At 44.3% G+C, this 14,387-nt stretch carries 15 protein-coding genes and 1 other annotated feature; of the genes, 3 read left to right on the top strand and 12 right to left on the bottom strand.

From position 1 onward, the window contains the following. Positions 1 to 3: 3 nt before the first annotated feature. Positions 4 to 894, bottom strand: coding sequence for a carbohydrate ABC transporter permease (locus MKX36_RS08760; protein ID WP_013370548.1), 891 nt, complete (start codon positions 892 to 894; stop codon positions 4 to 6). Positions 895 to 986: 92 nt separating this feature from the next. Next, complete coding sequence (locus MKX36_RS08755; RefSeq protein WP_025364595.1) at positions 987 to 2,330, bottom strand: ABC transporter substrate-binding protein; 1,344 nt, start codon at positions 2,328 to 2,330, stop codon at positions 987 to 989. A 511-nt stretch (positions 2,331 to 2,841) separates the two neighbouring features. Here MKX36_RS08755 and MKX36_RS08750 point away from each other — a divergent pair. Beyond that, positions 2,842 to 3,771 carry an ArsR/SmtB family transcription factor gene (locus MKX36_RS08750; protein WP_017425808.1) on the top strand — a complete coding sequence of 310 codons (930 nt, stop codon included), beginning with the start codon at positions 2,842 to 2,844 and terminating at the stop codon, positions 3,769 to 3,771. Positions 3,772 to 3,831: 60 nt separating this feature from the next. Here the strand turns inward: MKX36_RS08750 and MKX36_RS08745 are convergent, their stop codons facing one another. Together MKX36_RS08745 and MKX36_RS08740 are read right to left on the bottom strand one after the other, a co-directional pair. Beyond that, positions 3,832 to 4,533 carry a DUF1361 domain-containing protein gene (locus MKX36_RS08745; protein ID WP_017425809.1) on the bottom strand — a complete coding sequence of 234 codons (702 nt, stop codon included), beginning with the start codon at positions 4,531 to 4,533 and terminating at the stop codon, positions 3,832 to 3,834. A 90-nt stretch (positions 4,534 to 4,623) separates the two neighbouring features. Then, entirely contained in the window at positions 4,624 to 5,232 is a 609-nt protein-coding gene (locus tag MKX36_RS08740) for a DUF1349 domain-containing protein (RefSeq protein ID WP_340864548.1), read from the bottom strand. Positions 5,233 to 5,422: 190 nt separating this feature from the next. Beyond that, positions 5,423 to 5,661: a binding site (T-box leader), on the top strand. A 42-nt stretch (positions 5,662 to 5,703) separates the two neighbouring features. Here MKX36_RS08740 and MKX36_RS08735 point away from each other — a divergent pair. Then, positions 5,704 to 6,888 (top strand): aminotransferase class I/II-fold pyridoxal phosphate-dependent enzyme, encoded by a 1,185-nt coding sequence (locus MKX36_RS08735; protein ID WP_340864547.1) that lies wholly within the window; start codon positions 5,704 to 5,706, stop codon positions 6,886 to 6,888. A gap of 47 nt (positions 6,889 to 6,935) precedes the next feature. On the opposite strand, the gene MKX36_RS08730 is transcribed toward MKX36_RS08735, so the two are convergent. From MKX36_RS08730 to MKX36_RS08715, 4 genes are all read right to left on the bottom strand, one after another. Beyond that, the gene (locus MKX36_RS08730) at positions 6,936 to 7,409 is read right to left on the bottom strand and encodes an NUDIX hydrolase (RefSeq protein ID WP_016819162.1); all 474 of its coding nucleotides are present in this window, start codon (positions 7,407 to 7,409) and stop codon (positions 6,936 to 6,938) included. A gap of 84 nt (positions 7,410 to 7,493) precedes the next feature. Then, positions 7,494 to 8,045 carry an O-acetyl-ADP-ribose deacetylase gene (locus MKX36_RS08725; protein WP_019686933.1) on the bottom strand — a complete coding sequence of 184 codons (552 nt, stop codon included), beginning with the start codon at positions 8,043 to 8,045 and terminating at the stop codon, positions 7,494 to 7,496. 32 nt (positions 8,046 to 8,077) lie between these two features. Next, positions 8,078 to 8,470 (bottom strand): hypothetical protein, encoded by a 393-nt coding sequence (locus tag MKX36_RS08720; RefSeq protein ID WP_016819160.1) that lies wholly within the window; start codon positions 8,468 to 8,470, stop codon positions 8,078 to 8,080. A gap of 22 nt (positions 8,471 to 8,492) precedes the next feature. Then, complete coding sequence (locus tag MKX36_RS08715) at positions 8,493 to 9,080, bottom strand: TetR/AcrR family transcriptional regulator (RefSeq protein WP_017425814.1); 588 nt, start codon at positions 9,078 to 9,080, stop codon at positions 8,493 to 8,495. Positions 9,081 to 9,274: 194 nt separating this feature from the next. Between MKX36_RS08715 and MKX36_RS08710 the strand changes: the two genes are divergently transcribed. Further along, positions 9,275 to 10,510 (top strand): MFS transporter, encoded by a 1,236-nt coding sequence (locus MKX36_RS08710; RefSeq protein ID WP_045244227.1) that lies wholly within the window; start codon positions 9,275 to 9,277, stop codon positions 10,508 to 10,510. Between the two features lie 85 nt (positions 10,511 to 10,595). Here the strand turns inward: MKX36_RS08710 and MKX36_RS08705 are convergent, their stop codons facing one another. The 4 genes from MKX36_RS08705 to fabF all read right to left on the bottom strand — a co-directional run bounded on the left by MKX36_RS08705 (position 10,596) and on the right by fabF (position 14,302). Then, a complete protein-coding gene (locus tag MKX36_RS08705) occupies positions 10,596 to 11,336 on the bottom strand; it encodes a zinc ribbon domain-containing protein (protein WP_340864546.1) in 741 nt (246 codons plus the stop codon). A 107-nt stretch (positions 11,337 to 11,443) separates the two neighbouring features. Further along, complete coding sequence (locus MKX36_RS08700) at positions 11,444 to 12,397, bottom strand: helix-turn-helix transcriptional regulator (protein ID WP_025364587.1); 954 nt, start codon at positions 12,395 to 12,397, stop codon at positions 11,444 to 11,446. A 20-nt stretch (positions 12,398 to 12,417) separates the two neighbouring features. Continuing rightward, a complete protein-coding gene (locus tag MKX36_RS08695) occupies positions 12,418 to 12,942 on the bottom strand; it encodes a GNAT family N-acetyltransferase (protein ID WP_235193651.1) in 525 nt (174 codons plus the stop codon). Between the two features lie 121 nt (positions 12,943 to 13,063). After that, positions 13,064 to 14,302 (bottom strand): beta-ketoacyl-ACP synthase II, encoded by a 1,239-nt coding sequence (fabF, locus tag MKX36_RS08690; RefSeq protein ID WP_025364585.1) that lies wholly within the window; start codon positions 14,300 to 14,302, stop codon positions 13,064 to 13,066. Positions 14,303 to 14,387 lie beyond the last annotated feature (85 nt).

The raw sequence follows: 14,387 nt of genomic DNA, 5'->3' as shown, positions 1-14,387 counted from the left end.
AAATCAATCCCCATCAAAGGATGATTTTTCATTCATTTTAAATTGAATCAAAGTTACGATAAAAATGAAGATGCCGAGAATCATAGCCATCGCGGAGGCATATCCCATTTGCAGGTTTTTGAATGCCTTATCCCAAATATAGAAGACAATTGAGGCGGATGAGTATTCCGGACCCCCTGTAGGTGTCATAATGTTCATTTCAGTAAAGATTTGCGAACCACCAATAATGTTGGTAACGACCAGGAAGAAGGTTACTGGTTTCACCATTGGCCAAGTGATATTGCGGAACATTTGGAATCCGCTAGCTCCGTCCAGCTCTGCTGCTTCATAATAAGAGCGAGATACGCTTTGCAGCGCAGCCAGATATAGCAACATTGTATATCCGAGACCTTTCCATACAGTCATGAGAATCAGGGCCGGTTTGACTGTGTCCTTATCCATCAGCCAGTTAGGTCCCTTAATACCGAACAATTCAAGGAATTGGTTCACCAAACCATAATCTCCGTTGTAGGCCCAGTTCCACATAATAGAAACGGCAGCCAACGAAGAAATGACCGGAATATAATAGATCACACGAAATGTTGTCGTACCTGGAATCTTGCGATTCAGTCCCAGTGCCAGTAGTAAAGCTAGTACAAGACCTATTGGAATACCCAACATTAAGAAAAGAGTATTGTACATCGATTTGTAAAAGAGTTCATCGCTAAATAAATCCTTAAAATTGTCGAACCCAATAAAGTTCATTTGTCCCAATCCGTCCCAGTCTGTAAAAGAGCCGTATAACGAATAGACAAACGGGAACAACGTAAAGATTAGCAGACCGAGAATAGGCGGAAGAATAAATAAGTATCCATATATCTTCTCTTTGCGGTAGAGATTAGATTTGGTTATCACAGGGCTCACCTCTGTTTCTGATTTGGAATGAAGATGATGTTAGCAGCATGATATTCAGCCACTAACATCATCCTTTTCCCTCTATTTACGCATTATTTCTGTGATTTTTTCTCTTGCTCCACCGCTTTATCCAGCAGTTTCTGCATCTTCGGTTGTTCTTGCTTCACATAATCTGCTGCCGTAATTTTGCCATCCAGCACAGGTTGGATATCTGTGAAGAAAATATCGTACCATTCTGCGTTATACGTATAGTTACCTGGTAATGCACGTCCATAGTCTTTTACGATATCAATAAATTCTTGTTTGTTGTTAGGCTTTGTTTTTGTATCTTTGACCCACTCATCAGCCATATCCAGCAGATTCGGAATCTGTACCTTGGCATCTACGAGCTGCTTCATGCCTTCTTTGGAAGTAGTCAGATAGTTAACCAATTCTACAGCTTCATCTGGATATTTTGTTTTAGAGGAAACACCGATACCCAGAGAACCAATCCATGTTGCCGGTTTGCCAGTCGATCCTGTTGGGAAAGGCAACAAATCATATTCGAATGGCAGTTTTTCAAATGTACTCATATCCCAAGGCCCTACTGGGAAGAACGCCATTTCGCCTTTCATCCAGCGTTGATATGTGTCCAATGTTTGTGATTGTTCAATGCCAGGTGTAATTTTATATTTGTTTTGCATATCAGCAAAGAACTGAAGCGCTTCCGCAAATTTCGGATCATCAATCGTTACTTTGGTTTTGCTCTCATCCAGCCAATCAGCGCCATTACTCCATACAAAGGCTTGCAATGCCCACTGAACGTTAAAGCCTGTTCCGTATTGATCTGGCTTGCCGTCCCCGTTAGTATCTTTGGTCAGCTCTTGGTTAACCTTGATGAACTCCTCCCATGTATACGGTTTGTCTTTGTCAGGCAATGGAACACCTGCTTTTTCAAACATGGTTTTGTTATAACCCAAGGCAAATGGACCCAAGTCCTTCGGCATACCGTAAATATTTCCTTGACCAGCCATTTTACCGTCATAGCGATACAAATCTACACCGTATTTCCAAATGTTATCCAGATTTATATCCTTGCTCTTCTCAATATAAGGTGTCAGATCCTTCAACACCCCACTGTTAACATAAGCTTTCAAATCTCCAGGGGCATAATAGAAGATATCTGGAAGATTGTTACCTGTAATTGCAGCTCTAAGCTTTGTAGCATATTGGTCTGCTGCCGTCACGACCATTTTAACCTTTACACCAGGATGTTCTTCTTCAAATTTCTTGATAACATCCTTATAAGCCTTCTGCTCATCCGTTCCTCCACGGAACATGAAAGTCAATTCCTTGCTTCCATCGCTACTGGAACTTCCTCCACTACAGCCTGCCAGTGCAGCAACCATCAACAACAGAACAACCATTGTTAGTGCAAAACCTTTTTTCTTTGTCAACGCGACCCCTCCTAAAATTAAAAATGAAACCGCATACATTAAGTGTTAAAATAACTTCATACCACTCGGCCTAATCTTTAACTGTGCGGTACACAACCCGTTGTTGATTGCCGCTGTGATTATCATCCCTCTCATGTACCATATAATTAACATTTACCTTTATCAATAATGAATTCGTTTACAAATAAAATATAGCACGCCATTCTACGGTTCGTCAATGCATTTTTCAATCTTTTTAAATAATTATAAAACATAGATTGGAGTAACTTAAAAAGCAAAATTAAATCGCATTTAAGTATATTTTCGCAATAAATACTAAATAAAATACTTAAATACGATTTATATAATAAAAAACAACTTATTTTAGAACGTCATTTCCTCTCTTCTTCTTTTAGTAAAAAATATTTACAGAAAAGCAGTTTACTTCTTTATGATTTTATTTTAACATAAATCAAAGTAAAAATATAAGCGCTTACATTACATTTTTTATAGATAAGGATGGGCTATAGCTATGATTTATATTAAGGACTTAATGTCGGGGTTAGATATTTTCAAAGCACTGGGCTCGGAAATTCGCATTCAAATTCTTGAGTTACTTGCTGTTCAAGGACAAAGTATGAATGATATTGCGAGCAAGCTAAATTTGAGCAACGGCACCATTACGATGCATATTCGCAAACTGGAAGAATGCGGGCTTGTGGAAATCAATACGGTAAGCGGTAAACACGGGACCCGAAAAATGTGCTATTTAAATAAGGAAAAGCTAATGGTAGATCTGCGCAGCAGAGAACAAAAAAATGTGTATGAGGTAGAAATTCGCATCGGTCATTATAGTAACTACCAGGCGGTTCCTACTTGTGGATTAGTGACCAAAGACAGCATTATCGGCGATTTTGATGATCCACGCTATTTTGCAGATCCCGCGCGACTGGACTCTGAAATGATCTGGATGGCAGAAGGCTTTCTGGAATACCGCATTCCTAACTACTTAAAAGCGAATCAATCCTTTACCGAAATTCAATTTTCCGCAGAGCTGGGATCAGAAGCACCGTGTTATTGTGAGGACTATCCGTCTGATATTTGTTTTCATATAAATGGTATTGCCATCGGTCACTGGACGAGCCCAGGCGATTTTGGAGCTGTTCCCGGGGTTCTCAATCCTGATTGGTGGCCCCCACACTTGAATCAATACGGCATGCTGAAGTTAATTCGCATCAACCAGCATGGAAGCTTCATTGACGGGTGCCGTATATCAGAAGTCACCATAGACGATATTGGACTTGATTACAAAAGCGATATTACACTGCGTTTATCCGTATCTGATCAATCGCAAAACAAAGGAGGACTCACTATTTTTGGTAAAAGATTCGGAAATTTCGGCCAAGATTTGCTTGTGCGCGTGCTTTACGATGTACACGAAGAAGATAACTCCAACTCCTAATTCGCCACAGATAAAAGGCCGAAGTCTGTATTCATTGAATACATGTCCTCGGCCTAAATCCTAATCTTCACTTAAAGAGATATAAATAAATAGATAAAAGATGATTGCCATCCCAAACACCAGCCAGCTAAAGGACAGCAAATGAAGCTTCTCCCCTGCATGTACTGCCCATCTCCAAAGATCCGCAAAAAGCACCAGCGGTTGCAGCAACACATCCCAGCTATTCCAGCGGGCAAATCTGCCTATATACACACCTATGCTGGCCAGCCATAACATCACAAAAACTACAGCCCATGCAAGCCAACCTGAACAAATCTTCCTCAACATACGGTGGATCATCAATACACAAAGGGATGTAAGAAAAAGACCAATTCCAGCGGCCGAAAAGGACGTAAATAAGATTAGCCAAAATTGAGTATTCAACCAAAAACGCGTACCAGGATTCACATCGTACAAACGGAATGCATGTAGTAGTTCGGTCACTAAATAAAGAGCATTCGGCAGAAAAAACAACCATACCCATGCGGCGAAAAATAAAAGAATATTTCTTACTTTTGCATTTCGCAATCTGAATAACGCCACCATGAACAATGAAATAAACACCGGAACCCATGCCAGGAATATATCCCAGTACAGAAATTGATATATTCTCGTCCCGCTTGTGGACTGTAGATACATAATGAGTCCGAAACAGCCCAACGTAGCTACAAGCATCACCCCCAACAAACCGGGCAGCTTGTAACCCTTCCTTCTTAACAGCAAACTTCCATCTACCTCCTGCCTAAGAACGCGTATTTACGTCTCTTCAGTTCTCTCTTATAGCGCTTTCACATTTAGAAAGAGGGCTTTTATTTATTCCACGTTTCGTATATCCTCGAACACATGATCTGTTATCGTCAAAGTATCAAAGGTAACATTACACCCCTCCCCTACCGGAGATTGTGCGACAACCCCAACTTTTAGCTGGCTGGTAACATTCATGCCAAAATATCTGGCCAGTTTCCAATGTTGACCATCCGAGGAATAATGAAAGGCAAAGCAATTTCCAGCTCGTGTTACTCGCAAATATGGATTAGAAGCATCCATCGCCCCCGATATACAATCATCGGATGTATCCTGTGTGACCACACTAAGGATCGAGGGGGTATTCTCAAAGTATTCAAAGCATACCTTAGCCCAATGAGTATCATCCGCCATCACCATCAAACATCCTGAATCATAGGGCTGCTTCATATCGACACGAACCCTCGTCCAGATTGTAAAATCTCCATGTAGGGTGGTATGCAAAAAAGGAGCGGACGATTTGATAACTGCGCCGGACGGATCTCTAAAAAAATCTGCCTGTGAAGGTGCAGAGACTTGTAAAGCCTTGGATTCATCGAAGCTCCATACAGTTGGTTCGTTGATCCACCTCCATCCTTGAGGCAAAACCTTTTCGTTAAAGCCTTCAAATACATTCATATGGACACCATCCCTCTCTAGCCAATATAGTCTTAACACAGTGAAATTTTGGGGCAGAATTCCCCATGATACCACTATATACGTAATCTTCCAGTCGTCAATGATGATGCTTCTGTCTTCCAGAATTATAAAAAAAGACTTGCTATTCTGAAATGTTGTGCTTATAATTACACCTAAATTGATACGGTAACAAATTTCAATGACGAGAACGAGTAAGCTATACAGCGGATTTGCAGAGAGTTGGGGCAGGTGAAAGCCAACATTCCGAGGGTAGCTGAACGCCATCTCTGAGAAGCGGGCTGAACCTGAAGTAAGCTCTGCCGCCTTTCCAGCGTTAACCGGAACATGTATTGATGGATACGTGAACAGAGTGTCATTTCCTATGGAATGAAACTAGGGTGGTAACACGGGTATAAACTCGTCCCTTTTACAGGGGCGGGTTTTTTTGTTTTTCAATAAGGAGGAATCAACATGACAAATGTATCGACAGCAGTATCTATAACTGATTTTTTGACTCCGGCTGTACGGGAAATGCCGCCTTCAGGTATCCGTCGGTTTTTTGAATATAGTGCAGGCAGAAAAGATATCGTATCGCTTGGTGTCGGTGAACCGGATTTTATAACCCCTCAACATGTGAGAAAGGCCTGTATCACAGCACTGGAAAATGGTAAAACCTCATACACACCCAATGCAGGTCTCCCTGAGCTTCGCGAGGAAATTGCCGGATATCTGGAGAGCAGCTTCAGTACATCCTATAACCCGGCAGATGAAATCATGGTCACTGTTGGCAGCAGTGAAGCATTGGATTTGGCGCTACGCGCCCTCATCACAACACACGATGAAATACTCATACCAGCACCCTGTTATATTTCGTATTCGCCTATCACGTTTTTGAACGGAGGACATACCGTAACGGTTGAAACGTCTGCCGACCAGCAGTTTAAGCTGACAGCTGAGGCGCTCAAATCCAAGCTGACTCCACGATCCAAAGTGCTTATTCTCTGTTATCCGAACAACCCGACAGGCGGGGTGATGACCTATGAGGATTGGCTACCCATTGCCCGTCTGGTTGAGGAGCATAATCTTATTGTCATATCGGACGAAATTTATGCTGAATTGACCTATGGACAGCAGCATGTAAGTTTCGCTTCTCTGCCAGAAATGAAAGAACGCACCCTGCTCATCAGCGGCTTTTCCAAAGCATTTGCCATGACAGGCTGGAGGGTCGGCTATGTATGCGGTCCGAAAGAATTGATTTCAGCCATGCTGAAAATCCATCAGTATACAGCCATGTGCGCTCCTATTATCGGGCAAATTGCCGCGATTGAATCCCTGCGCAACGGGCTAGAGGAGAAAGATCGTATGATGGAGTCCTATAATCAACGTCGAAAATGGTTCGTTGCCGGCCTATGTCAGACAGGACTTCCATGTCATGAACCAAACGGTACCTTCTATGCTTTTCCTTCCATTGCGCATACCGGGTTAAGCTCCGAACAGTTTGCCAAGCGACTGCTGGAAGAACAAGGAGTTATAACGGTCCCGGGTTCCGCATTTGGCCCAGGCGGCGAAGGCTTTATCCGATGCTCGTATGCGTCATCGCGTGAACAGTTGGAAATGGCTCTGGAACGCATCAGCGTATTCCTGAAACGCCTGTAAACCCGATTTTCCATAACATGGACTGAACATGAGCATGGGGTGAACATTTACTTCAGCAACTTCTGAATAAGCTTTTTCTGGTGTGTTGGCAAACCTTCCGGCCATTCCCCTACGCGGCAATAACAAATGTCGGAGATTTCAGCGCTTGGTCGAAAGGTACCCGGGATTACCCGGCCTGTAAAAATAAGATCCACACGGTTCGGCAACTGGCCAAACTGGGCTTGCGCCAATGAGGTGATCTCTACCTCCAGCCCGGTTTCTTCCCGGACTTCGCGCCGCAGGGCAATTTCCGGCTGCTCTAGCTCCATCCAGCCGCCGGGAATCCCCCACGGCTGCTTCCGGTATACGTGCTTTAATAGCAGCACTTCCCCGGCCTCATTCGTGAAAATGCCCAGCACAGCAATTAAAAATTTATGTTGTGCCCGGTACACCAAAGCATTTTTCAATCGAGTAAACGGCGTATGCTTATACATGAATACAAGCCAATCCCGCGGGATCTTATTTACCAGCTTAGCCAGCATAACACACCTCCAGTTGAGCACTCTTACATCAACTCATTCGTTGGATTAAGGTAAATGAGGAGCTTAAGTATGTATACTAAAAAATTAATCTTTAGGTGACTGTAGCTTACGGCTATATAACTGAGCATTTTCCGCATCAAAACAAACAAAAATAATCTCATTCAACCCAGCATGTTCCTGTACAAAACATGTCACTTCCTGTATAGCAATCTCGGCCGCCTTTTCTTTTGGGAATCGGTAGATGCCTGTGCTGATATTGGGAAAAGCAATGCTGCTTGCATTCAATTCTAGAGCCAATTGCAGTGTATGACGGTAGCATGTCGCCAATAGTTCTTCTTCCTGATGGTCGCCACCATTCCAGACTGGGCCGACCGTATGAACAACATATTGGGCATCCAGCTTGCCAGCCGTCGTATAAACCGCGCCTCCTACCGGACATCCCCCTTGTTTGTTTCTGATACGGACACAATCCTCCAATATAGCCGGACCACCAGCTCTATGAATCGCACCATCTACACCACCGCCACCCAGCAAGCTTGTATTTGCTGCATTGACGATAATATCCGCCTTACAACGGGTAATATCCCCTTGCACCACACGTATGATCACGTTAAATCGTTCAATTTGGGTATCCATTGATCCTCCTTCTCTTCTAAAAACCAGCTTTGTTATATAGTCATCTTATAGTCTCTACAAGCGATTTCTAATATATCGTCATAGGTTTTCAACAGAAAGTGTCTTAGATTTTTCCCCCGTGCACTAGCTATTGTCGCTAATATTGGCGTATCTGTAAGCTCGTCAAAACTGCTACCTTGCGCATACTTCTGCTCAGACATGTCTAGAGCCACATCCAGTTCAATCATATTAAAGTAATAGACTCCTGTAAATATGAGCTCATAGGGTACAAAATCGTCTACTGCTTCCGGCGCTAAACTCCCATTAATCTCTCCCTTCAAAACCAGCTCTTTTTTTACATAATTCATATGAACCTGATCCAAATAGACCGCATCCCGTCCATGCAATTCACCAAGCGGTGTTTGAATAGCTTTTATGTGTGGCATCCAAGTGTTCCCCTGTCCTAAATTATTTTCCATCCAGCAACATAAGTGCGGTCGCAACCGCATGATCCACAAAAGAACGCGCTGGGCGTGACTTCATCATCACAGTTATCCCGATTAACAAAGAGACTAAAGTATGTGCCAAAGCTCGTGCATCCATAGTCACCTCAAGCTCCCCAGATTGAATACCACGTTCGAGGGTCGCCTGAAAGACAGCAGAAAGATACATCTGATGTTCTCTGGTTAAAATTTCAAACCTCTCATCATGAGGGGCTAACTCTACCATTGTATTGATGCAAAAACATCCCTTGTTAGACTCCTTCTCGTACTCTTCCGCCACCACTCCCCCAAAAAAATTGTAAAATGCTTCTTTTACAGATGAACTATTTTGCAGTTTAGCCCTTACACAAGCTGCATGAGATTGCGTATATTTACGCAGCGCAGCTTCGAATAATTGCTTTTTATCTCCAAAGGCAGCATATATGCTGGGGCGTTGTATTCCCATACGGGAGGTCAAATCACTTAAAGACGTGGCCTCGAATCCCTTTTCCCAAAAAACTTGCATCGCTGCATCCAACGCTTGATCTTCATCAAATTCTCGTGGTCGAACCATATTTAACCCCTTCTTTTTGTATCGTTCAGTATATTAAGATTGTATGACCTTCAGAAGCGGCTGTCAAATTGTACGGATTAAACTCTTGACAATTCTTATTTACGAGAGTTATATTGACCTAAAATTATTACATACCGATCGGTATATTATACTGATCGGTATGTAAATCACAGAAAGCGACGTGGTATGTGAAAATGAAGACGTCAGAAGAAAAAGCGATACTGCTCCCCCATCAAACGGTAGCCAGCACTGCCGAAATAGCTCCCATTCCGGTCCTATCCCGGTCTGTGGCGCTCTTGTTTGCCATAGCCTGCGGGCTGGCTGTCGCTAACATTTACTATGCACAGCCATTACTGGATGCGCTGGCGCACGAGTTTGGCATTACACACTCATCGGTCGGTATCGTTATTACCGTCACGCAAATTTGTTATGCGTTAGGACTGCTGCTACTCGTCCCGCTTGGCGATCTCTTGAACAGGCGGCGCTTGATTACAGGACAGATGCTGCTGTCTGTGCTGGCATTAATCCTGGTTAGCTCTGCCCCTACCCGTACAATACTGCTTATGGGCATGGCAATGGTTGGGTTGCTGGCTGTAGTGACTCAAACACTCGTGGCATTCGCCTCGACCTTGGCTCATCCGACTGAACGCGGGCAGGTCGTAGGACTGGTAACCAGCGGAGTCGTTATCGGCATTTTACTCGCACGAACCGTTGCCGGTGTATTAACTGATCTGGCAGGCTGGCGTTCAGTTTACCTTATTTCTGCTATACTTACGCTGTTTATGGCTGTGGCTCTATTGCGAGTACTCCCAAAGAACGAACCCACAAGCGCCACACTCTCCTATGCGCAGCTGATTCGCTCGGTTATCGCACTGTTCGCCCAAGAACGAATTCTGCGTATTCGTGCTGTCCTTGCGCTGCTTATTTTCACAGCGTTCAGCATATTGTGGACTTCGCTTGTATTACCTCTTAGTGCTCCCCCATTGTCTCTTTCACACACTGCAATTGGGGCCTTCGGCCTGGCTGGAGTCGCCGGAGCATTAGCAGCAGCCCAAGCAGGGCGACTTGCTGATCAAGGCTTGGGACAACGAACGACAGGTATCGCACTAGTTGTATTACTGCTGTCCTGGCTACCTATACGCTACACCGAGCATTCTCTATTCGCTTTAACTCTTGGTGTCATTCTTTTGGATTTGGCCGTACAGGCTGTACATGTCACTAACCAGAGCTTGATTTTCAACGTTCGCCCTGAAGCACGGAGCCGACTTACCGCAGGCTACATGATCTTTTATTCCATCGGTAGCGCCACTGGAGCCATTACCTCCACTCACATGTATACCTATGCTGGGTGGAACGGAGTTTGCCTATTGGGGGCGGGTGTCAGTGCTCTGGCTCTCATTTTTTGGGCGATGACTCGACGTTCAACTTGATGGTAAATCCATATGGATTGAACAAACAAAAACCGCCCGGGCCTCAACAACGGCCTAGACGGTTCTCTTCTATCACTGTAAATCATCACTTGATTGCAATATAAATCAAAACAGGTTCATCTGGATTGCCATATACTTCAAAATCACCTGTGTAGGTCCGCTCTCCTTGTCCCGTGGCGGCCCATGCCCAAATTGTCTGCCATACACGGAAGACAGAAGAAGGTTCATGGGTTGCCTGAAAAATAGCGTAGCGTGCAGCCTGAATTACAAGTTCTTCAAGATCGTCAGGAGCTTGGAAATCCTCAGCCGCTTCCTTTCCGATAAAAAATGTATACTCGCCCAAAGCTCCATTTTCATAATCAGTATAGCAACCATAGACGGAAGCAAGTCCATGAGGACCTCTGATCCGGCCTGCCACATCCTCACCTACAAAACGTTCCCACATGTTTGGAATGATCCCGTGGGACGTTTGTTCCTTCTGATTATTTGTACGTGCTTTTAGTCCAATTAAATGGATTTCACCTCGGTACTCCTCCCGAATGGGGCCATCAAATTGAAGCTCTGCATCCTCTGAAGATCGCCACCTCTTCAAGTTTGGTAGATAATTACGCAGCATCGAAATCGCCTCTTCTGCCTGCATCCCCTCTTCTACCATGATCGGCACACACTGCTGGATCATTCCCTCCATCGTCAAGTCAGGCTGTACAAATGCACCTTCCTTGTAACAATACTTGCAATACTCATCTGTATTATGATGTTGTGCATCCGTCCCATATTGACCCTCATGCTCCAGTGGCATCCCGCAACTTTGACAAGCTTTATCCATTCTCGTAAATCCCCTTTCGCCAATTCGTATCTGGTATGCCACCAGTATAACGAAACAAACCTGACAACTATGGGTCAGGTTCGTTTTACTTTAGTCTAATAATTATTTTATAATTTCTGTTCTTCTTCATAATTAGACGCAATACGCAACGCCATCTTATAAATCTTATCTCGCAAATGGGCTGGTTCTTTGACAATCACATCCGGTCCGAGGCTTAAAATAAATCCGTACACCCACGCATCCTCAGGAAACGGGACTGAAACCGTGTAAATCCCTTCCTCCTGCTCGTTCAATGCTTCCACACCAAACCAATCCTCCGCCAGATGTCTTGAGGTGCGGTTAAATTGTAGCGTAAATGGTTGTACAGCGCTGGATGCCGTCATCCGCCCCTCATTCCACGGCAGCACTTCATTAGAAAGATCCCTGCGAATGAAAGCCGTCTCTGTAACCACAGGCTCATTCATACGGGAAAGCTTGAACAACCGAAATTGCTCCCTGTCGGGACAATACGCATACACAAACCATTGTTGCCCTTTCAGCACAAGCGTATGCGGTTCCACATCCCGTTCTGTTCGGGCTCCTTCCGCATTTCGATAGGTAAAAGCAACCGTACGGGCTTGACTCATTGCCTCTTTTATCTTGATTAATTTAGCTTCCTGGACAGACTGATTTCCCCATCCCGAATGATCGACGATAAACTGTGTGGTACGGACACTAAATTGCTCTTTTTCAGACTCTGGTATAATGCTTTCAAATTTATGAAGTAACCGGGATACGTTGGGACCGCCCAACGACGAGGACAAACTCTGCAAGCCCATCACAATGTCCTTGATATCATGATCCGTCAACATACTACGATCCAGGCGATATCCTTCCATCAGGCCGATTCCTCCACCTGCTCCCTGAAAAGTTACTACTGGGATACCAGCCAGACTAATCGCTTCAATATCTCTATAAATCGTCCGAATCGAAACCTCATACAAATCAGCGAGTTCCTTTGCTTGTATTCTATTTCTTTTCAGCAGCAAAATGACGATAGAAAGCAATCGATCAATTTTCATGTTTTCAAAACCTTTCACCCTTAATAAAAATAAACCATGAGTTCCTCATCATATCCCTGACCTTGATATTCCAAAGCGTTCTTTTCAATACCATAGGTTTTAAACTCCAATTTCCTATAAAGCTCGATAGCTGCTTGATTGGCAGCCACCACACTCAGATTGATTTGTTTCAATCCTTCCACTTTTCTACCTCGACTGATAACTTCCAATAAAAGTTTCTTAGCGATCCCCTGACCTCGGTAAATCGGTGGTACATAAACTCCCCAAATCGCACCTTTATGCTGTGTCTTTATTTTGTTTTCTCTTCTAAATCCGGTCATACCAGCCAGCTGATGATCCTTTGTAAATGCACCAAGTATGTAATGGTCTCTCTTATTTTGTATTTGCTTCACTACATCAGATAACGAAACTTGTACAGCTTCCTCGTAGGAGGTTCCAAAAGCTTCGGGGTTCATTTTTAAGGCTTCCAGTCTTAAATTCCAAAATACTTCAGCGTCTGCTGGCTCTATGTTCCTGATTATGATCATGGCTTCCCGTCCCTCCAAATGTTTTCCTCCATCTTACTCTATCTCTTATTTAAATTGAATCTATAATGCCTAGATTAAAATAACCTCAGATGCTAGATCCAGTCGGATAGAGCACCTGAGGTTCAAAACTCATTACGTATTATGACTCATAGCGTTTCAGCACAATGACCGCATTATGACCCCCAAAGCCGAAAGAATTAGATAACCCAATATTTAGTGGAGCCTTGCGTGCTTCGTTAGGTACATAATCCAGATCGCAAGCAGGGTCGGGATTGTCTAGATGCATTGTTGGCGGAATGATACCTTCCCGAAGACTTTGAACAAGCGCAATTGCTTCGACACCGCCTGCGGCTCCTAGCATATGACCTAGCATGGACTTATTCGCGGTAACCGGTATCTGATAGGCATATTCACCAAATAGCTTGTGGATCGCCAAGGTCTCAGCAATATCCCCTACAGCCGTACTCGTTGCATGGGCACTGATCACATCCACTTCTTCAGGGGAGATGCGAGCCGAATGAAGGGCAGCTTTCATTGCTAGGTAAGCTCCGGTTCCTTCAGGATGCGGTGCAACCATATGATAGGCATCCGAACTCGCTCCATAACCGATGACCTCACCATAGATTTCCGCCCCACGCCGGGTAGCGTGCTCCAGCGACTCCAGTACCAGGATACCCGCTCCTTCACTCATGACGAAGCCGTCACGATCCTGATCGAACGGTCGGCTTGCTGTCGAAGGCTCCTCGTTACGTGTTGACAAGGCAGTTGCATTAGCGAAGCTTGCCAAGGCCAATCGGGACACTGCGGCTTCAGCTCCGCCAGCAAAAATGACATCCGCATCTCCTGTACGAATGGTCCGAAACGCCTCTCCAATTGCAGTGTTCCCAATAGAACAAGCCGTTACAGGTGAAAGCGTAGGACCCATCGCTCCGAACGCGATACTTATTTGTGCAGCAGCCATATTCGAGATCATCATAGGTACCAGCGTTGGGCTAACTCTACCCGGACCACGATGTAACAGCACGTCCACATTATCTACCAACGAATCCAAACCGCCGACTCCTGACCCCACATAGACACCTACACGCTCCAGATCAGTGTGATCCAGTTCCAGACCAGAATCCTTGAGCGCTTGCTCTGCCGCATATAATGCAAACTGGGTAAATCGATCCATTCGTCTGGCATCCTTACGCCCCCACTGCTTTTCTGCATCAAAATCCTGTACCAGTCCAGCAATTTGTGCTTTTAAATCGGACACATCAAATGAATCTATTTTACGTATACCTGAATTGCCTTCCAGCAAATTGTTCCACAGCGTGCCTACTTCATTGCCCAATGGCGAAACGACACCCATACCTGTTATCACTACTCTTTGCATAAGCTATTCATTCCTCCTGCTCGATGGCTTACTTATAATCCTCATTTTACCCTCGTCTTATCCTATTACAAGTGTTTGTTTATCC

Source organism: Paenibacillus sp. FSL W8-0439, from assembly GCF_038008995.1.
In the GTDB taxonomy this organism is placed as follows: Bacteria; Bacillota; Bacilli; order Paenibacillales; family Paenibacillaceae; genus Paenibacillus; species Paenibacillus polymyxa.
This window is presented reverse-complemented; position numbering and strand designations above follow the sequence as displayed.

What these genes read in the sequence shown, in the direction of transcription:
- MKX36_RS08750 (WP_017425808.1), top strand. Translation starts at nt 2,842, where the DNA reads ATGATTTATATTAAGGACTTAATGTCGGGGTTAGATATTTTCAAAGCA.
- MKX36_RS08740 (WP_340864548.1), bottom strand. Translation starts at nt 5,232, where the DNA reads ATGAATGTATTTGAAGGCTTTAACGAAAAGGTTTTGCCTCAAGGATGG.
- MKX36_RS08735 (WP_340864547.1), top strand. Translation starts at nt 5,704, where the DNA reads ATGACAAATGTATCGACAGCAGTATCTATAACTGATTTTTTGACTCCG.
- MKX36_RS08730 (WP_016819162.1), bottom strand. Translation starts at nt 7,409, where the DNA reads ATGCTGGCTAAGCTGGTAAATAAGATCCCGCGGGATTGGCTTGTATTC.
- MKX36_RS08725 (WP_019686933.1), bottom strand. Translation starts at nt 8,045, where the DNA reads ATGGATACCCAAATTGAACGATTTAACGTGATCATACGTGTGGTGCAA.
- MKX36_RS08720 (WP_016819160.1), bottom strand. Translation starts at nt 8,470, where the DNA reads ATGCCACACATAAAAGCTATTCAAACACCGCTTGGTGAATTGCATGGA.
- MKX36_RS08715 (WP_017425814.1), bottom strand. Translation starts at nt 9,080, where the DNA reads ATGGTTCGACCACGAGAATTTGATGAAGATCAAGCGTTGGATGCAGCG.
- MKX36_RS08710 (WP_045244227.1), top strand. Translation starts at nt 9,275, where the DNA reads ATGAAGACGTCAGAAGAAAAAGCGATACTGCTCCCCCATCAAACGGTA.
- MKX36_RS08705 (WP_340864546.1), bottom strand. Translation starts at nt 11,336, where the DNA reads ATGGATAAAGCTTGTCAAAGTTGCGGGATGCCACTGGAGCATGAGGGT.
- MKX36_RS08700 (WP_025364587.1), bottom strand. Translation starts at nt 12,397, where the DNA reads ATGAAAATTGATCGATTGCTTTCTATCGTCATTTTGCTGCTGAAAAGA.
- fabF (WP_025364585.1), bottom strand. Translation starts at nt 14,302, where the DNA reads ATGCAAAGAGTAGTGATAACAGGTATGGGTGTCGTTTCGCCATTGGGC.